The following is a 17,784-nucleotide window of genomic DNA, read 5'->3' as shown; positions in this document are numbered from 1 at the left end:
CTGAGCCCCGCCCCGCAGCCCGGGCAGCGTCCACGAGCGCGTCCGGGAGGTGTCGATCGCCGAGGTGTCGGCGAACGCCGGTGCTCCCCAACCGGATCAGCGCGGCGCAGGCCACCTCGCCGCGCGTGGCGGGCATGTGGACCGCGTCGTCCACGACGGCCCCGATCATCCATCATGTGAGACGACGTCGGCGCGGCGGAACATCACCCTCGGCACGGGCCGCCCGCGTGGGGGGGGCAGGACTCGGCGACGGGCGGGCGCGGGTCTCCCCCACACCCGCCCGTCGGCGCTCAGCCTCGGTAGGCCCCCGGCAGCACCGCGGCGGCGGGCTCGAGCGCCTGGGTCCAGCCGTAGACGGCGAGCATCGCCTCGACCTGGTCCGCGGGGAGCGTCGTCGGACCCTCGCAGAGGGCGACGTCGACGGCGGCGCAGAACGCGTCGAGGTTCTCGGGCGTCTGGACGATGGCGTCCTCGGGCAGCCCGTCGAGCCCGGAGGCACCGACGACGGTCGAGACGGACGGCAGTCCGTGGGCGACGTACTCGAGGAGTTTGATGCGAGACCCGCCACCCTCGAGGAGCGGGGCGACGCCGAGGCGGGCACGCTCCAGGAGCGGACGCATGCTCGGCACGTCGGCCTCGACGCGCACCCCGGGGGCGGCCTCGAGGCGGGCGCGGAAGTCGTCGGAGGGGTTTCGCCCCGCGACAGTGAGGACGACACCCGGATGGGTCTCGACGAATCGGGCCCACTGCGGACTCTCGACGAGCCAGAGGATGCCGCCGACGTTCGGACGCCAGTCGAGGGCGCCGGTGAAGAGCAGCTCGGTCCCGAGCGGGTTGTCGGCGACGGCGCGGGCACGGTCGAGACCGGTCGGCGGCGTGACGCCGTTGCGGGCGACGGCGACGGCGGGTGCTCCGTCCTCGCGGGCGACCTCCCCGTCGTGCTCGGTGCACACGACGGTGGGGTACGTGGAGCCGACGGTGCGTTCGAGCCGACGTAGGAGTCCCGCCTCGAGGTGAGCCGCGACCTTCATCGGGCCGCTCTCGGCGCCGGCCCGCTGGCGCATGAGGTCGGACTCGACGTTGTGGGTGCTGAGGACGACGGGCAGGTCGTCGGGCAGGAGATCGGCGACCCCGAAGAGGCACGTGTGGTCGACGACTGCCACGCCGAACGGGCCGAGCACGCGCAGCGTGTCGGAGACCTGGGTGAGCAGCGCCGCCCCGCACGTGCGGGGCGCACCGACGGAGCGGTAGCGCGGCAGGGTGAGAGCGTCGGCGAGGAGCGACCGACGCGGTGCCTGCCGCAGCGGCTCGAGGACGATCTCGTCGCTGCCGGGCAGACGTCGGACACCGGTGACCCCCGTGGGGGCGACGACGACGACGTTGGCGCGACGGGCGAGCCACCGCGCGATGGCGAGCGTGCGGAGCATCCCGCCGGAGGTCGCGGGCTCGCCGAACTCCTTGGTGACGAGGAGGATCGGACGACGTCCCGCCTCGGGAGCCCCACCGGTCGGCGCACGACGCGCGGCCGGGGCGGTCTCCTCCATGCGGGCCCGGGCGACCTCGCGGCCACCCACGGACGCACGGCCGGTGAGCAGACCCGCCGCCTGCGCGAGGAACAGCGGCGCCATCTCACCACCGGTGAGGCGCTTCTGTGCCGAGCGGGCGAGGTACCCCGCGGCGAGGGTCCCCGACATCACCGCGGCGGGCACGCCCGGGTGGTAGCGGTGCACGTAGTTGCGGAACGAGGCGCCCTTGAGGCGCATCATCTCCGCCGACGGCGCACCGGAGGAGCCGGCTCCGTGGGCGACGACGACGTCCGGTCGGAGCACCTGCCGCAGGCCCGCCTCACGGGCACGGCGACCGAAGGACATGTCCTCGGAGTAGACGAAGAACGACTCGTCGAACCCACCGAGGCGGCGGAACTGGACCGTGCGCACGGCCATGCAGGCGCCCGTGGTCCAGTCGACCGCGAGCCGCTCACCGATTTCCGGCTTGGCGTAGACGCCGGCGCGCGGCCACCTCTTGTGCAGGCCCGCGGCGTAGGCGGTGGTACGCCACACGTCGGGCTCCCATCCGGCGACGCCGATCTCGACGTCGCCGTCGGCGCCCGCCATCGTCGCCGCGTGCGAGGCGGAGACGGGGTCGGCCGCGAGACCCTCGACGAGGGCCCGCAGGTCGGCGACCGTGGGCCGGGAGTCGGGATTGACGAAGACGACGAATTCCGCCTCCGAGGAGAACGCGCCGATGTTGGCGGCGCGGGCGAAGCCCACTCCTCCTCCGTCGAGGTAGCGCACCTGCGGGCGCTGCGCGGCCCACTCGATGAGCCCGTCCACGCCGCTGCCGTTGTCGACGAGCGCGACGGGCACCTCGGTGCCCCACCTCCCGACGAGTTCCTCGACGTGGGCACGGCTGCGGTAGGTGACGAGGACCACCTCGAAGGTGTGCCCCGCTCCCTCGCGGGTACGCGTCCCGTTGGCGCCGCCGGCGGTGTCGAATGCCGTCATGACCTCATCCCCCAGGTCTCGATCGCTGCCGGGCCGGATGGCCCCGGACATCGTCGGTCACCCTAGCCCGCGGCGTCCGACACGCGGCAACCGATCTGGGATGCACACGAGATCCGGACACCCCTTTCCGTATCGAACGGTCCTGTGGCTGTAGTGTGTTCATCTGGGCATGCGACCAGGACGAACGCCCGGATGCGACGACGACGCCGGGCGGGTGGCCCGGCGTCGCCATGGTCGGTAGAGTGGGACCACCGTCCAAGTCGGTCGTTTGCTCCTCGAGGCGCTGTCCACGCCCCGCTCGACCCGCACCCGCGGGCCCGAACGAGGCGAGACCGGGCGCTTCGATGCGCAGCGGGGAGGAACCCGATGCGGACCTCGAAGGGGAATCTGGGGGCCGGGCGATCTCGATCGTCCCGGGCCGTGTCCGAAACACGGAGGGCTGTCTTGTCCATTCACGAACGTGAAGCCGCAGCGCGGCCGGCGCACCGTCGTGCGCGCCGCCCGCGCGTCGCGGCCGAGCGAGTGCAGGTGCCCGGGGGAAGCACCGCGTTCGCTCCATCGATCGACGGCGACATCTTCTCGGTCGCCTCGCGTGCCGGGTCGTGGTCGCAGAGGTACCTGCACCGCGTCGTCTTCTGGGACGTGGTGAGCGCCTGCGCCACCGTGGCCCTCGCACTCGCCGTCGGGCCGGGTCGCGCCGACATGAGTCCGTCGTACATCGCGGCGAGTCTCGCGATGCCGCTGCTCTGGGTCATGGCGCTCGGCCTCTGTCGGGCCTACGAACGCCGCTACCTCGGCGTGAGCGAGGAGGAGTACCGCTCCGTCGGCCGTGCCGTCGTCGGGCTGCTCTCGCTCCTCGCCATCGGGGGCCTGTTCGTCAAGGCCCAGTGGAGTCGTCTCTACGTCATCACCCTCGTCATCGGGCTGTTCACCCTCGGGCTGCTCGTGCGTCGCCTCATGCGGGCGTGGCTGCACCGCAACCGCCGCCAGGGTCAGCTCATGCAGCGCACGGTCGTCGTCGGTCGCGCCGACGCCGCCGCCGAGCTCATCCGCAACATCAAGTCCTCGCCCGACCAGGGTCTCGACGTCGTCGCCGTCTGCACCTCGCAGGCCGGTGGCGACGACACGACGACGACGATCGAGGGCGTGCCGGTCATGGGGTCCGCCCTGGAGACGATCTCCGCGGTCGACCTGTGCGACGCCGAGGTGGTGGCCGTCACGGCCCACCCCGAGCTCCGCGGCAAGGCTCTTCGCCGTCTCGCGTGGGCCCTCGAGGAGCGCGACGTCGAACTCGTCGTCTCCACCGGCCTGCTCGACGTCGCCGGCCCGCGGCTCTCGCTGCGTCAGTCGAACGACATGTCGCTGCTCCACATCGAGCGTCCCGCGGCGACGCGCCGCTCGGTCATCCTCAAGAGCCTCATGGACCGCACGCTCGCAGCGATCCTCGTCGTGCTCCTCTCGCCGGTGTTCCTCGCCATCGCCATCGCGATCAAGGTCACCTCGCCCGGCCCGGTGCTGTTCCGTCAGAAGCGCGTCGGCGTTGGTGGCGAGTTCTTCACGATCTACAAGTTCCGCACGATGGTCGTCGATGCGGAGAAGCAGCTCGCCGCCCTCCTCGCGTACAACGAGGGCAACGAGGTGCAGTTCAAGATGAAGAAGGACCCGCGCATCACGCCCATCGGCACGTTCCTGCGCCGGTTCTCCCTCGACGAGCTGCCCCAGCTGTTCAACGTGCTCATCGGCAACATGTCGCTCGTCGGCCCGCGTCCGCAGAGCCAGGCCGAGGTCGAGCAGTACGAGCCCGACGCGATGCGTCGCCTCCACGTTCGTCCCGGCATGACGGGTCTGTGGCAGATCAGTGGCCGCAGCGACCTCGACTGGGAGCAGTCGATCCGCCTCGACCTGCGATACGTCGACAACTGGTCGCCGATCGGTGACCTGCAGATCCTGTTCCGCACGTTCAGGGCCGTGCTCACGAGCAGCGGCGCCTACTGACACCGCCCGCCTTCTCCGAAGGCGAGCCCACCCGACGGGGGTGGATCACCGCGACGGTGATCCACCCCCGTCGTCGTGTCCGGGCCCGGCTCTGGGCGTGCGAGGGATGGGGGTTACTGTCCGACCTGGCGGAGGTGTGTGAGCGCACTCTCCTGGACCACGGGTGAGGAGTGGGGATGAACGCGGCACGACGACGCAGGATCGCGCGAACGGCAGGGCTGGTGTCGACCGGCCTCGGGTTGGGTGCGGCCGGGGTCGGCGCGACCGCGGCATGGATCCTCAATGCGCCTCGACGCCCCGACCTCCCGTACACGTTCACCCCGTTCGAAGTGGGGCTCGAGGAGGAGACCGCCCGGTTCGAGGCGGAGGACGGCGTGTCGCTCGTCGGTTGGTTCCTCGACGACCCCGACGCAGACACCGTCGTCATCTGCTGCCACGGCCACCGCGGAAACAAGTCGGACATGCTCGGAGTCGGCCCCGGCCTCCACCGAGCCGGGAACGCCGTCTTCATGTTCGACTTCCGCGGCAACGGTGATTCCGGCGACGGCCCGCAGTCGCTCGCGTTGCACGAACAGCTCGACCTGCGTGCCGCGGTCGACTGGGTGGCGCAACGGCGTCCGGACGTGCGCATCGCCGTCGTCGCGTTCTCGATGGGGGCGGCGACCGCGCTGCTCACCGCGGTCGAGGACCCCCGCATCGCCGCACTCGTCCTCGACTCGCCGTTCGCGACGATGAGCGACGTCGTCGGGGCAGGTATCCGCCAGTTCCGCCTGCCCCCGGGGCAGTTGGTGCCGGTGGCCGACCTCGTCAACCGGGTGCGATACGGCTACCGGTTCGCGGAGGTCCGTCCCATCGACGTCATCGACAGGATCGCGCCGCGACCCATCCTTCTCGTCCACGGCAGGGACGACCACATCATCCCGTTCTCGCACGCGGAGCAGCTCGCCGCTGCTGCCGCGCCGGGCACGGTGGAGTTCGTGCCCTGCCCCGGCGTCGACCACTGCGGCGCGTACTTCGCCGACCGGCCCGGGTACATCGCGCGGCTCGCGGACTTCCTCCGCCGTACGGCGCACCACTCCCCCGCCGGCGTCTGAGGCGCCGCGTCAGGCCTGAGGCGCGACGTCCCCGCTGAGGTGCCCCACCGCGAGGCGGGCGTGGAGGGCGACGCCGGTGGCGAGGACGTCGTCGTCGACGTAGAAGCCCGGGTTGTGGTTGGGCGCGACGCCGCGGCCCCCCCTCGGCGGGCCGCAGCTCCTCGCCGTCGAGCACGGCGTCCTGCGCGCCGAGGTTGACGCACACGCCGCCGTAGGCGCCGATGAACACGGACATGTCGTCGTACCCCATGCCGCCGGGCATCTCGAGCACGTTCTCCTCGCCGACGAGGTCCTCGAGAACGGGCCGCACGGCGTCGATCCAGTCGGGCGCGTTGTGCAGCGCGGGCACGGCCTGCAGGAACTCGACCTCGGCCTCGCAGCCGTACGCCTGCGCGACGTGCGTGGCGGTGCGGCGGATGCGCTCCTGCAGGTCGTCCGTGACGGAGGCGCGCAGCGCGCGCGCGGTACCCCACAGGGTGACGTGTTCGCCGATGACGTTGAACCGGCCCACGTCCTGCACGTGCCCGACGCTCACGGCGATGCGTTCCCCGGCGGGGACCTGCCGGTAGAGCTGGCCCATGGCGGCGACGATGTCGGCGGCGGGCGGCATGGGGTCGACGCCCTGCCACGGCATCGAGCCGTGCACCTGGCGACCAATGACGGTGACCTTGACGACGCACGACGCCGCGTAGGCGTTGCCGCGCGAGTACGCGATCATCCCCGTCGGCAGCGGCGCGACGTGCATGCCGAACGCCGCCGTCGGGGAGAACCGGTCGAGGACGCCGGAGTCGGCCATGGCCTGCGCGCCGCCCTCCTCGTCGACGGGCGGGCCCTCCTCGGCGGGCTGGAAGCAGAACACGACTGTGCCGGGCAGCTCGTCGCGCACGTCCGTGAGCACGGACGCCGCGCCCATGAGCATCGCCGTGTGCGCGTCGTGCCCGCACGCGTGCGCGACGGGGAACGGCCCGCCCGGGTAGTCCTCGTCGACGACGGTGGAAGCGAACGGTTCGTCGAAGACCTCCCGCACGGGCAGCGCGTCCATGTCGGCGCGAAGCAGGACCGTACGGGCGCCCGCCTTGGAGCCCGACCCGTCGGGACCTGCCCCACCCCCGCGCAGCACGCCGACGACGCCGTGACCGGCGACGTCGGTGATCACCTCGTCCAGGCCGAGGCCGCGCAGGTGGTCGGCGACGTATGCCGCCGTCTTCTCCTCGCGGTTGGACAGCTCTGGGTGGGCGTGCAGATGGTGCCGCCACTGCACGACGTCGGCCGTCACGTCACGGGCGCCGTCGTCGAGCTGGGCGGGGGTGAGGGGGGACATCGGATCCTCCGGGGACCGTTCGAGGGTGTGGTGCCGTTCGGGCGTCAGAGCGCCGCGAGCGCGGCGTCGAGCGCGTCGACGGCGCGGGCCACCTCGTCGGGCGTGACGATGCACGGCGGCACCATGTGGATGCGGTTGGCCGAGGGGAACACGACGACGCCACGCTCCTGGCAGGCCTTCTTGATCGCACCGATCTTGGCGGCGGCGAGGGGCTCGCGGGTGTCGCGGTCCGCGACCAGCTCGACGGCCCAGAACACGCCGGTGCCGCGCACCTCGCCGACGGCGTCGTGCTTGTCGGCGAGCGCCTCCAGGGCCGGGCCCAGGTGGTCGCGGCCGATCGTCGCGGCGTTCTCGACGGCCTTCTCCTCGGCCATCGCCTCGAGGTTCCCGACGATCGCCGCCGCGGCGAGAGGATGCCCGGAGTAGGTGAGCCCGCCGGGGAACACGCGCTCGTCGAACTCGTGCGCGATGCGGCCGTCGACCATGACGCCGCCGACGGGCACGTACCCGGAGTTCACGCCCTTGGCGAACGTCACGAGGTCGGGGCGCACGTCGTACGCGTCGAGCGACAGCCACTCCCCGGTGCGACCGAACCCGGCCATGACCTCGTCGAGGATGAGGACGATGCCGTAGCGGTCGGCGATCTCGCGCACGCCGGGCAGGTAGCCGGGCGGCGGCATCATCACGCCGGCCGTGCCGGGGATGGTCTCGAGGAGGATGCCGGCGACCGTTTCGGGGCCCTCGGCCTGGATGACGCGCTCCAGGTGGTGCAGGGCGCGCTCGCACTCCTCCTCCACGGAGGTGGCCCAGAACTCGCTGCGGTACAGGTACGGGCCGAACACGTGGACGTGGCCGCGGGCGTACTCGTTCGAGGAGCGCCGCCAGTCTCCCGTCGCGACGATGGAGGCGCCCGTGTTGCCGTGGTACGAGCGGTACCGGCTGACGATCTTGTCGCGGCCGGTGACGAGGCGGGCCATGCGCATGGCGTTCTCGTTGGCGTCGGCGCCGCCGTTGCTGAAGAACACCTTCTCGAATCCCTGCGGTGCCCGCTCGAGCACCAGGCGGGCGGCCTTCGCGCGGGTCGCGTTGGCGGTGGCGGGCGCGATGGTCGCGAGCTGCTTCGCCTGCTGCGCGATGGCCTCGACGATGCGCGGGTGGCCGTGACCCATGTTCGTGAACACGAGCTGGCTCGAGAAGTCCAGGTAGCGGTTGCCGTCGTGGTCCCACAGCTCGCAGCCCGAGCCGCCCGCGATCTCGAACGGCGGCAGCGACCCCTGCGCGGACCACGAGTGCAGGACGCGCGCGTGGTCGGCCTCGATGACGTCGGCGCTGCGGATGGTGTCGTCGGCCATGTCGTGCTCCCTCGTTGCGTGTCTGTCGGACGACGGCCACCGCGAGCGGCCGAGACATGCGGGGTGGTCGCGGCGCGGGGCGTCTTCCCGCACGGTACGCGGATCGATCCCGCCGACGACACCCTTCGAGCGCGGGAGAATCCTGCGCCGCACTCCCGGCGGTTCGGTGCGAGTGCCCCCTCCCTTCCGCCGAACTCACGTCCCGATCCCCTTGAAAACCCCCGGGGTCGTCGGTAGTCCTGAGACATGGACACCCATGCTCGCGACCACGCCCTGGGGCGCATCGACGTCGTCACCCTCGACGACCTGTCCGCGGTGAGCCGCGACGTGCCGCTCGACCTCTCGGCCGTCCAGGCCGCCTGGCCCGAGTTCGAGCGCGGGTTCGACTCGCTCCGAGGACGTCGGATGATGGGGCTCTGCTTCGCCGGCACCGGGGTCTACCGGATGTGCGCGACCCGTCTGGAAGGCGACGCCAACGACTCCCTCGGCCTCGACGAGACGACCGTCCCGGGCGGTGACTACCTCCGCCTCCGCCTGCGTGGTGAGCCCCCGGCGATCTACGAGCGGATCGGAGAGGCGTTCGACGTGCTCTTCGACCTCGCGGACCACGACCCGACCCGCCCCCACATCGAGAGCTACCGCCGTGAGGGCGAGATCGACTGCCTCGTCCCTGTGGTCTCGAATCCGTGACGGAACAGCGCAACCGCAGGCGTGCACGTCGGACCCCTCTGATCGAGTGCCCTGCCCAGGGCCGACCTGTCGACGTCTACGTGAGTTGACCGGTATGCCCTGGCCTTCCGAACTCCGAACAGCGACGCGCTGCTCCGAAACGGCGATCGGCCGTGCCGATGCCGTGAGCCGCGGGTCTGCGAGGCCCACACCCTTCGGCGCACGATGTGGGTGGCCTCGGTGTGCGGAGCAGGGTCGGGGCAGAAGAGAGACGGATGTGAAGGGTTCGGACCAGACATCGCCCTACGCGAGTGAACCGATCTCGCTGGACGGCACGGTCTACCTCGTGATCGCAAAGCCGTCACATGTTGCGACGTGGCTGATCGGCCCGCACATCGATGGTGGAAGTCCGTTGGACGCCCTGGGAGGGTCACTCCTGGCCGTGACGGTGCGCCGGGTCTTCGGCCGCGCGCCCCATCACGTCCTCGTTCAGGAGCGGGTGGGGTGGCTGCGGTGGCGCACGGTCTACGACTGCTCGTTCCCCACCTTCGAACAGGCGTACCGACACGCCCTCGACAAGGAACACGAACTGACGAACGGAGAATGGGCGGCCCTGCGACCGCAGGCATCGACGACTCCCGGCGATCTACCGCGGGATCACCAGCGAAGCTGCGACGCGCCGCCCTGCCGCCGGCGTGGGCGGTGATGAGTCGCGCCGAAGACCCCGGCCATGCAGAAGCCGGCGCGCGCATCGGCGCGCGCGACCGTGAAGGGGTGACGCGCCGACAGGTCCAGCCATCCTGGAGAGCACGGCACGAGGGCCGGGTGGTGCGTCCACCCGGCCCTCGTCATCGGATCGGTCAGCGTCGACCCATCGGTCGGTCGAGAAGGCCCGCGACGCCGCGCTGCTGCTCGCCGAGGTAGGCGTCGAGGACGAGCAGGGCGCCGGTGGTCACGGGTGTCGCCCACTGGAGCCACGAGATGTGGCGACGGGCCTGGGCCCGGTCGTCCGCGGAGGCGCCGGTGTCACCGATCGTCTCCCCCACCTTCCACGCCGCGAGGGAGGACGCGATCGCCGCACCGGTCGTCGCGGTCTTGAGGACGACGGCGGCCGTCGTCGGCGGGTGCGCGAAGACGCGACGGCGGTTGTCGGCGACGATCCCGAGACCGGAGAGCAGGTGCAGGCCGATCGCCGCACCCTGCACCGGGCCCCACCGGTTCCAGCCGGTGTCGGCGGCCTCCCGCCGTTCACGGGCCGTGTCGGGTTCACGGGTGGCCGGGTTGAGGCCCACGGCGCCCATGAGGGAGCCGCCGAACCAGGCGGCGTTCGTGAGCAGATGGGTGGCGCGGACGGTCGTGCTGAGGACGCTCATGGAGTTCTCCTGATGTGACGTGGGATAGCGGGGTGCGGGAGTCGCGGGCGGGGTGTCAGTCGTCCTGGCCGGGGAGGATCGACTTGGCCGCGTCGACGGCCTTCGCGACCGCGGGCCGGGCGTCGCCACCGTCGGTCCATGCGGGGTCGTGCGGCAGCGGACCCATGGGGTCGGCCTGCGCCGGTTCGGCGGTGCGCGGCGCGAGCGACCGGCGGATCGACTCCTCGACGCCCAGGAGTTCGTACCCCTCGGGGAGGAGGTCGCGCGTGAAGTCGTCCTCGCCGCACACCATGTCGTGGTGGAGGCTCTCGATGAGCGACTCGACGGTCTGGGCGGGCACGTCGGTGAGCGACCCGACGAGGGTGCCGACGAGCTGGGTCGGCAGCAGCGGGATCGTCACCTGCGGACGGGTGAGGTCCGCGAGGTCGGCGTAGGTCTCCAGCAGCTCCGGGTAGGGCATGCGGTCGGGGCCGCCGACGTCGTAATGCCGCGACGGGCCCGGCACGGACAGCGCGCCGTAGAGGGCCTCGAGGACGTCGACGATCGCGATGGGCTGCACCTGCGAGCGCATCCAGTCGGGCACGGTCTGCAGCGGCAACCGTTCGCTCACCTGCCGGATGACCTCGAAGCTCGTCGACCCGCTGCCCATGAGCACGGCGGCCCGCAGCGTGATGGTCACCGCGGGGGTCGAACTGAGGATCTCCTCGACCTCGAGGCGGGAGGCGATGTGGCGGGAGAGCTCGTCGTGGTCCACCGGCGGCACCAGCCCGGAGAGGTACACGACCCGCCCGACGCCGTGCGCCCGCACGGCCTCCGCCATGTTCGTGGCGCCCTGTCGGTCGGTCTCGACGAAGTCCTCACCCTTCATGCCGTGGATGAGGTAGTACACGGCGTCCACGCCTTCGCATGCGGCGGCGACCTGGTCGGCGTCGAGGATGTCCATCTCGACGGTCTCGTCGCGGTCGCTCCACCACGGGCCCTCCTTGGAGGGGTCGGACGTCGTCGTGCGCACCTCGTGGCCACGGTCGAGGAGCAACGGCACGAGCCGTCCCCCGACGTAACCGGTCGCGCCCGTCACCAAGATCTTCATGTGTCCCCACTCGTGCGGGCCTGCCCTCGGGCAGGCGGCGGCAGCCGTGGCCTCGGTCGAGGCCCGGCGGAGAGCGTCGTCCGACCTCCAGCGGGGGAAGAGATCGGTCGAGGCACCTCCGGTCGCTGTCACCCGACCTCGCGTGCCCGGCACCCGGTTCGCTGTCACCGACCCGAGGACCACGGTGCGCTCGGCACCATCGGTGAGGGTAACCCGCCCACGCCGAGGCGGCGCGGTAGACCCGCGACACCGTCCTGCGCGCCACGCACTCACGTGAGTCGACTCACCTCGAGTCGGGTGGGCTCACGTGCACACGTGAGCCCACCCGACGTCATGGGAGTCAGCTCACCTCAGGCAGACGGCTCGGACGGCAGGCGAGCCCGTCGAGGAACACCTCGACGATCCACTCACCCCCGTCGGGAAGCAGCCGTGAGGCGGGCTCGGGCAGGGGGCGGCTGAGCACCGACAGCGCGGCGAAGAAGCGAGGCGCGTCGAGGTCGTCGCGGGCGAGACCGTCGTGCCGCGCGCGGCCGAGCACCTTCTCGATCGCACCGAGGGTGCGGCCGCGCAGCTCGGCGGTGCGCTCCTCGAACTCCGTGATCCCTGCGGCGACGGGCGCCATCTCGCCGACGAGTGTGCCGAGCCGCAGCCCGGCCACATCACGCACGAACCCGGCCCACTCCCGCGCCGGGTCGGCGTCCCACCCATCGGTGTGGGCCTGTACCACCGCGGTGACACGCTCGTGCACCTCCGCGACGAGGCCCAGCAGCAGGTCCTCGCGGGCCGGGAAGTGGCGATACAGCGTGGCCACGCCCACCCCGGCCTCGGCGGCCACGGCCCGCATCGACGCCTGTGGGCCCTGCTCCGAGAACAGCCGCCACGCCGCGGCGATGAGCGCCCGCCTGTTCTCCTCCGCGTCGACGCGCATCGGCCCGCCTCCCTCTCCTCCTCGGGGCGCCGCACCCACCGGCCCACCCGGTGGCACCTTGCCACCCCACAAGCGGAACGCTACCGTATCGGTTATCCGGAACATAGTGTTCCGGTCAAGGGTGGGGGCACCGCGCCGCGCGGGGATGGGAGGCGTGCACGCGGGGTAAGTCGACGGGAGCCGCCCGGGCGCGGCGCACACCGTCCCGGGCACCCACCGACGCGAGGAGAGCGACGATGACCGAAGTGACCACCGACAAGGGCCTGTTCCGCAAGGTGAGGCTGCACGTCGACGACACGGGCGGGTCGGGGCGGCCGATCGTCCTCATCCACGGCTGGCCGCTGTCGGGGGCGTCGTGGGCGCCGCAGGTGCCCGCGCTCACCGAGGCCGGGTTCCGGGTCGTCACGTACGACCGTCGCGGGTTCGGCCGCAGCGACAAGCCGAAGAAGGGGTACGACTACGACACCCTCGCCGACGATCTCGCCGGCATCCTCGACGAGCTCGACCTGCGTGACGTCACCCTCGTCGGGTTCTCCATGGGCGGCGGGGAGGTCGTGCGGTACCTCTCGCGGCACGGCGGGGAGCGCATCCGCTCGGTCGTGCTCCTCGGGGCCGTCCCGCCGTACCTCATGAAGGGCCCCGACAACCCCGACGGCCCCCTCACCCCCGACCTCGCCGCGCAGATGTCCGCGCAGCTGGCCAAGGACGAGGACGACTTCTACGAGGACTTCACCCGCATGTTCTTCTCCGCGGGCGAGACGCTCATGGTCACCGAGCAGGAGCGTCAGCAGGCGTTCGCGCTCGCGAAGCTCTCGGACAAGGCCGCCGCGCTCGAGGCGATGACCTCGTGGGGCAAGACCGACTTCCGCGACGACCTGCCCGCGATCACCGGGCCGCTGCTCGTGATCCACGGCGACTCCGACGCCGCCGTGCCGTTCGAGGGCTCCGGTCTGCGCACCCACCAGGCCGTCCCCGGCAGCCAACTGGAGGTCATCGAGCACGGACCCCACGGTCTCGGCATCAGCCACGCCGAGGAGGTCAACCGCCTGCTCGTCGAGTTCTGCCGCGGCTGATCCACGCCGCCGCTCGTGCGCCGCCGCCCGCCACGAGAGCGGTGTGGCGGCGCACGGGGTGACCCGGCGCCATCGCGCGCGTGCCCGGCGACCTCACGCGTTCGCGCGAGCGGACACGAACGACCCCGGGGGCGTGAGTCTCGCGATCAACTCCCGCACCATCTCGTCCGGGTGGACGTGCTGTTCGAAGGTGCGGTGGACCGACAGACCCTCGATCATCGCGTCGAGCATGAGCGTGGTCGGCTCGTCGAAGTAGGCGCGGATCGTGCGTCGGCAACGGTGCATCCAGGCCAGGTGCACGGGCCGGAAGGTGGGGTCGTGAGCGGCCGCGGAGTACAGCTCCGCGCCGATGACGATGTTGTCGGCCCGCATGTAGGGGGAATCGGTGAGGATGCGCACGAGAGCCTCCCGCGCCTCCTGCAGCGTCGACACGCTCTCGAACGCGGCGTCGAAGTCCGCCACGGAGGAGTCGGTGAAGCGGGTGAAGCTCTCCAGGAGCAACTCCTCCACGCCCGCGAAGTGGTACGTCATGGATCCGAGGGGCACGTCGGCCTCGTCGGCCACCCGACGCATGGAGGTGCCGGTGACGCCGCGCTCGGCGATGACCCGCAGCGCGGCGGCGATGATCCGGTCGCGCCGTTCCGGGTCGTGTCGGCGGCGGGAACGGGCGCGTACCTGGTCCGTCATGGACCCCAACCTAAAGGAGGCCGAGCACGGCCCGCAGGGAACTCCCGCAGCGGATCGACCGGCGCCGACCGCGGATCAGGCGGGAGCCACGCCCGGGGCCGTCTCCGGCGCGTCGTGGCGGGGGCCTGCCCAGATCTTCCAGAGACCGTAGGCGGCCACGACGGCCCACACCGCCTCCGTCACGAACAGCCCGGGGTTGAACGGCGCGATCGCGGTGTAGGTGAACCCGAGCGCCCCCAGCAGGTTGAGCGTCTGGTACAGCGGCGACGTGGACGAGAGCACCCCGAAGTTGAGGAGGGCGTAGCCGATCACGAAGAGGATCCCGGCGGCGATGCCGATCTCGTAGGAGAGAGCCATGGTTCGTCGTTCCTTCCGAGGATGTCGTGGTCAGGCGGCCGGTGCCGGGTGGGAGGACCTGCGGCGCGCCGACCAGATCTTGACGATGCCGTAGAGCCCGAGGAGCGACCAGATGAGCTCGGTCCAGAAGACCCCGGCGTTGTAGGGGTTGAGAGCGGAGGCGGCGAGGAATCCTGCGCCGACGAAGTTGAGCACCTGATAGGGGTAGTCGTCGGGGGTGAGCTTGCCCAGGTTGAGCAGGGCGAAGGCGACGAGCAGGGCGACGGAGGCGATGAGCCCGAAGATCACCATGGTGGACACGGCGGGTACGGCCTTTCTGGTCAGGACTTCCAGGTCTCGTTCTGCGGCTGGGCGCGCGGAGCGGCGGGGCGGGGGTTACGGATGCGCAGGCGGGGGCGGAAGGCGCCCCGTTCCGCGCGTGCGGCCTGCTCCAGCGCCCGGGCGGCGACGGGGGCGGGGTGGGCCAGTCCGAGCTGGTCGAGAGCGGCGCCGATGCGCTCCGCCTCGGCCTCGAAGGCGGCGAGGCGGGCCTGCTGGGCCGGCGTGAGCTCGCCGCGCGACTCGAAGTACTTGAGTCGCGGGTAGCGCCCGGCCAGCCCGACTCCCCAGTTCACGGCGGGGGTCCACCAGTGGTCGAGTTCCTGCCCCGTCCCGGTGGCGTGGTGGTCGACGACGCCCTGCAGCGCGCGTTCCAGCACGGCGAGGTCGAAGTCGACGCCGGGCCGCCCTTCGTCCGAGGCGTAGGCGTCGACGCCGGTGCGTGAGGGGCCGGTGCGGGTGTCCCGCAGCGGGGCGAGGGTCATCATGTCGCTCGCGAGGACGGGCTCGTTGACCGGCAGCCGGGGCGCGTCGGGGTCGCCCATGAGCTGACCCCACGACATGCGGATGAACGTGTGCTTGTCCTCCATGCCGGGGTGGGTACACCACAGACCCACGGCGTACGCCTCGAGATCCTCGTGGAGGAACTGGAACCCGGTGTACCGGGCCCAGCGCACGACGAGGAACTCCTCCGGGCCCGCTCCCGGCAGGTGGAAGTCCACCTCCCGCACGTAGTCGAGGACGAGTCGCACCTGTTCGTCGGTGAGTTCCATGTCCTGGTGCAGCGGGTACATGCCGTCGTAGGTGTCCCGCGTCGGGCGCGGGTGACGGGCGATGTAGGCGTCGAGCTCGGCCTGGGTCCGAGGCCGCGGGGTGGACGTGGGTGCGGGTGTGGGCCGGTCGATCGTGGCCCGGTCGAGCGGGTCGGGGATGAATCGCTCCATGGGGTTCTCCTGTCGGGTCACGCTGCTCAGATGAGCTGGTTGCGGTCGAAGAAGTCGACGTCCTCGAAGTAGCCGCCGCGGCCCTGGCCGATGATGTCGTAGCGGTTGACGACCTCGATGCGTTCGAGCCACTTGATGCTGCGGAATCCGGTGGACGTCTCGACCCGCAACCGCACCGGGGCGCCGTTCTTGGCGGCGATCTCGCCTTCGTCGTTGAGTTCGAACGCGACGAGCGTCTGGGGGTGCAGGGCCTCGATCATCGGGTTGGACTCGTAGTAGAGGCCGCCCTCGTACAGGGCGTCGTCCCGACCCATGTTCTGAAAGCTCACGTAGACCACGTCGGTGGCGCCGGGCAGCGGCCCGGCCAGCTCCAGCAGTGCCGAGACGGGGATGCCGCGCCACTTGCCGATCGAGCTGAAGCCCTGCACGCAGTGGTGCAACGTCGTCTGCGAGTGGCCCTGGGCGAGCTCCCGGAGCTGGGGCACCGTGAGGGTCATGGGCCGCTCGACGTAGCCGCCGATCTCGAGGGCGTAGTCGTCGACGTAGCAGTTGGCCATGAGCGCGAGGTACTCGTCGGTCTCGGGGGGACGGCCCGAGCCGCGGAAGTTCTGGGTGGCGTTCTTGAGCCCGACGTCGGTGCCCGTGACGTTGTCCCGGTCGTAGTGCATGCGGGCCGGCAGCCGGTACAGCAGGTTGGACCAGGGACGCACGATGACGTTGTGCACGCGCTCCACGGCGCGCCCGTCGCGCAGGCTCCACCTCGTGGCGGCGACGTGCGCCACGACGAGCAGGGCCAGGGCGACCGCGAAGATCACTCCACCCGTGACGGGGCTGTCGCTGTGGCCGAACACCATCTTGGAGGTCTCGTGACCCCACCCGTGCAACAGCACCATCGCCACGTGGATCACGACGAACACGAGGTAGGCGACGAGGCAGAGGAAGTGCAGGGAACGGATGACCTGGCGGCCGCCCATCGCACGGTTGAGCCGCGAGAAGTGGTTGGCGATCGCCGGTGACTGGAACGCGCCGGTGAGGATGACGAGCGGGGTGAGGACGAAGACCACGCCCGCGTACGACAGTTGCTGGATCGCGTTGAACGGCAGGCCCTCCGGCGCGTGCGGCACGGTGAACGCGAGGTAGGCGATCATGTCGCGCCCGGCCTGGGCGACGACGCCGAGGTCGGTGGGAATGTAGCGGCGCCACTGGCCGGTGCCGAAGAGCAGCACCAGGTAGGCCACCCACGTGATCACGAAGAACGTGACCGTCATGAAGTGCCAGTACCGGCCGAGGCCGAGCATGCCCTTGCCGGGCATCGACAGCCGCGGGGAGTAGTCGTCGTATTCGCCGCCTACCGTGTAGTACTTGTGCTTGGCCTGGGATTGCACGGTGAACTGCGCCCAGGCGGTGCCGGGCACCGTGTGCTGGGAGCGGTACAGCTTGGGATAGGTGCCCAGGATCTCGATGCCCGACCGGATGAGAAAAGACACGAACACGAGGTTCAAGAAATGCTCGACCCGCAACCACACGGGAAATCCGAATTCCATGACCGTTGCCTTTCTCAGTCCGTGAAGTTCTGGTCGTCGGGGGAGGCGACGATCATGCCGTACCGCAGGGCCCAGTAGAGGGCCAGGTAGGCGAGGGGGAGGAACAGCAGAAGGTTCCAGGTGGCGGCTTGGGCGATCGTGCCGCCGTTCCACACGAAGGGCGCGTCGCCGACGACGCCCGCGAGGTAGACGAGCACGGTCACCGCGGCGAGCACCGCTCCCACCCCCCACACGCGCAGCCGGGTGAGGAGGGCGACGACGGCGAACGCCGCGGCGGCGCAGGCGAGGACCCACAGGACCGGGCCGGCCGCCGGGAAGGGGGCGTGCGCGCCCGTGGCGACGGCCACCGCCGCCGCACCGATGCCGGCCACGACCGCGGCCAGGAGAACTCGGGTCGTGCGGGGCAGGTTGATCCGGATGTACCGGAGGAGGAAGGCGCGTTCGGCGCCGGGCCGCACGTGCCGGGTCACCTTCTGGGTGGCATTCTTCGTCCCCCGATGGTCGACGCCCCGGTTCAACGCCGGGGAATGCGAAT

The 17,784-nt window shown here is 71.3% G+C and carries 16 protein-coding genes and 1 pseudogene; 5 read left to right on the top strand and 12 right to left on the bottom strand.

Going from position 1 to position 17,784, the window contains the following annotated elements; translation table 11 throughout:
* Nucleotides 1–290: 290 nt before the first annotated feature.
* Nucleotides 291–2,504, bottom strand: a complete 2,214-nt coding sequence (locus MOPEL_RS04310) for a glycosyltransferase (RefSeq protein WP_009481636.1) — start codon at nucleotides 2,502–2,504, stop codon at nucleotides 291–293.
* Between the two features lie 528 nt (nucleotides 2,505–3,032).
* Between MOPEL_RS04310 and MOPEL_RS04305 the strand changes: the two genes are divergently transcribed.
* Together MOPEL_RS04305 and MOPEL_RS04300 are read left to right on the top strand one after the other, a co-directional pair.
* Nucleotides 3,033–4,499, top strand: a complete 1,467-nt coding sequence (locus tag MOPEL_RS04305) for a sugar transferase (protein ID WP_009481635.1) — start codon at nucleotides 3,033–3,035, stop codon at nucleotides 4,497–4,499.
* A 176-nt stretch (nucleotides 4,500–4,675) separates the two neighbouring features.
* Nucleotides 4,676–5,509: pseudogene (locus tag MOPEL_RS04300) on the top strand (alpha/beta hydrolase); the annotation flags it as partial.
* Here MOPEL_RS04300 and MOPEL_RS18350 read toward each other — a convergent pair.
* Both MOPEL_RS18350 and MOPEL_RS04290 read right to left on the bottom strand, forming a co-directional pair.
* Nucleotides 5,415–6,914, bottom strand: a complete 1,500-nt coding sequence (locus MOPEL_RS18350; protein ID WP_009481633.1) for a M20 metallopeptidase family protein — start codon at nucleotides 6,912–6,914, stop codon at nucleotides 5,415–5,417. The pseudogene MOPEL_RS04300 and the gene MOPEL_RS18350 overlap by 95 nt on opposite strands.
* A 44-nt stretch (nucleotides 6,915–6,958) precedes the next feature.
* Nucleotides 6,959–8,266 carry an aspartate aminotransferase family protein gene (locus MOPEL_RS04290; protein WP_009481632.1) on the bottom strand — a complete coding sequence of 436 codons (1,308 nt, stop codon included), beginning with the start codon at nucleotides 8,264–8,266 and terminating at the stop codon, nucleotides 6,959–6,961.
* Nucleotides 8,267–8,512: 246 nt separating this feature from the next.
* Here MOPEL_RS04290 and MOPEL_RS04285 point away from each other — a divergent pair, with 246 nt between their 5' ends.
* Nucleotides 8,513–8,956 carry a GyrI-like domain-containing protein gene (locus MOPEL_RS04285; protein ID WP_009481631.1) on the top strand — a complete coding sequence of 148 codons (444 nt, stop codon included), beginning with the start codon at nucleotides 8,513–8,515 and terminating at the stop codon, nucleotides 8,954–8,956.
* Nucleotides 8,957–9,212: 256 nt separating this feature from the next.
* Nucleotides 9,213–9,641, top strand: a complete 429-nt coding sequence (locus MOPEL_RS17080; RefSeq protein WP_009481630.1) for a hypothetical protein — start codon at nucleotides 9,213–9,215, stop codon at nucleotides 9,639–9,641.
* A 154-nt stretch (nucleotides 9,642–9,795) separates the two neighbouring features.
* Here the strand turns inward: MOPEL_RS17080 and MOPEL_RS04280 are convergent, their stop codons facing one another.
* The 3 genes from MOPEL_RS04280 to MOPEL_RS04270 all read right to left on the bottom strand — a co-directional run bounded on the left by MOPEL_RS04280 (nucleotide 9,796) and on the right by MOPEL_RS04270 (nucleotide 12,326).
* Nucleotides 9,796–10,308, bottom strand: coding sequence for a hypothetical protein (locus tag MOPEL_RS04280; protein WP_009481629.1), 513 nt, complete (start codon nucleotides 10,306–10,308; stop codon nucleotides 9,796–9,798).
* Nucleotides 10,309–10,363: 55 nt separating this feature from the next.
* Nucleotides 10,364–11,398 (bottom strand): NAD(P)H-binding protein, encoded by a 1,035-nt coding sequence (locus MOPEL_RS04275; RefSeq protein WP_040632886.1) that lies wholly within the window; start codon nucleotides 11,396–11,398, stop codon nucleotides 10,364–10,366.
* Between the two features lie 340 nt (nucleotides 11,399–11,738).
* On the bottom strand, nucleotides 11,739–12,326 hold the full coding sequence (locus tag MOPEL_RS04270) for a TetR/AcrR family transcriptional regulator (RefSeq protein WP_009481627.1): 588 nt from the start codon (nucleotides 12,324–12,326) through the stop codon (nucleotides 11,739–11,741).
* 236 nt (nucleotides 12,327–12,562) lie between these two features.
* Between MOPEL_RS04270 and MOPEL_RS04265 the strand changes: the two genes are divergently transcribed.
* Nucleotides 12,563–13,399: an alpha/beta fold hydrolase gene (locus MOPEL_RS04265; protein WP_009481626.1), complete on the top strand. Its 837-nt coding sequence runs from the start codon at nucleotides 12,563–12,565 to the stop codon at nucleotides 13,397–13,399.
* A gap of 93 nt (nucleotides 13,400–13,492) precedes the next feature.
* On the opposite strand, the gene MOPEL_RS04260 is transcribed toward MOPEL_RS04265, so the two are convergent.
* The 6 genes from MOPEL_RS04260 to MOPEL_RS04235 all read right to left on the bottom strand — a co-directional run.
* Nucleotides 13,493–14,086 (bottom strand): TetR/AcrR family transcriptional regulator, encoded by a 594-nt coding sequence (locus tag MOPEL_RS04260; RefSeq protein WP_009481625.1) that lies wholly within the window; start codon nucleotides 14,084–14,086, stop codon nucleotides 13,493–13,495.
* A 75-nt stretch (nucleotides 14,087–14,161) separates the two neighbouring features.
* Nucleotides 14,162–14,443, bottom strand: a complete 282-nt coding sequence (locus MOPEL_RS04255) for a CBU_0592 family membrane protein (RefSeq protein ID WP_009481624.1) — start codon at nucleotides 14,441–14,443, stop codon at nucleotides 14,162–14,164.
* 30 nt (nucleotides 14,444–14,473) lie between these two features.
* The gene (locus MOPEL_RS04250; protein WP_373279731.1) at nucleotides 14,474–14,734 is read right to left on the bottom strand and encodes a CBU_0592 family membrane protein; all 261 of its coding nucleotides are present in this window, start codon (nucleotides 14,732–14,734) and stop codon (nucleotides 14,474–14,476) included.
* A gap of 29 nt (nucleotides 14,735–14,763) precedes the next feature.
* Nucleotides 14,764–15,705: a hypothetical protein gene (locus MOPEL_RS04245; RefSeq protein ID WP_009481622.1), complete on the bottom strand. Its 942-nt coding sequence runs from the start codon at nucleotides 15,703–15,705 to the stop codon at nucleotides 14,764–14,766.
* 26 nt (nucleotides 15,706–15,731) lie between these two features.
* Nucleotides 15,732–17,249 (bottom strand): molybdopterin-dependent oxidoreductase, encoded by a 1,518-nt coding sequence (locus tag MOPEL_RS04240; RefSeq protein ID WP_009481621.1) that lies wholly within the window; start codon nucleotides 17,247–17,249, stop codon nucleotides 15,732–15,734.
* A gap of 14 nt (nucleotides 17,250–17,263) precedes the next feature.
* On the bottom strand, nucleotides 17,264–17,784 hold a 521-nt coding region (locus MOPEL_RS04235), incomplete at its 5' end, for a hypothetical protein (RefSeq protein ID WP_009481620.1).

The sequence above is a fragment of the Mobilicoccus pelagius NBRC 104925 genome (assembly GCF_000247995.1).
GTDB lineage: Bacteria > Actinomycetota > Actinomycetes > Actinomycetales > Dermatophilaceae > Mobilicoccus > Mobilicoccus pelagius.
Note: the sequence above shows the minus strand (reverse complement) of the source record. Positions and strands in the feature narration are given on the sequence as shown.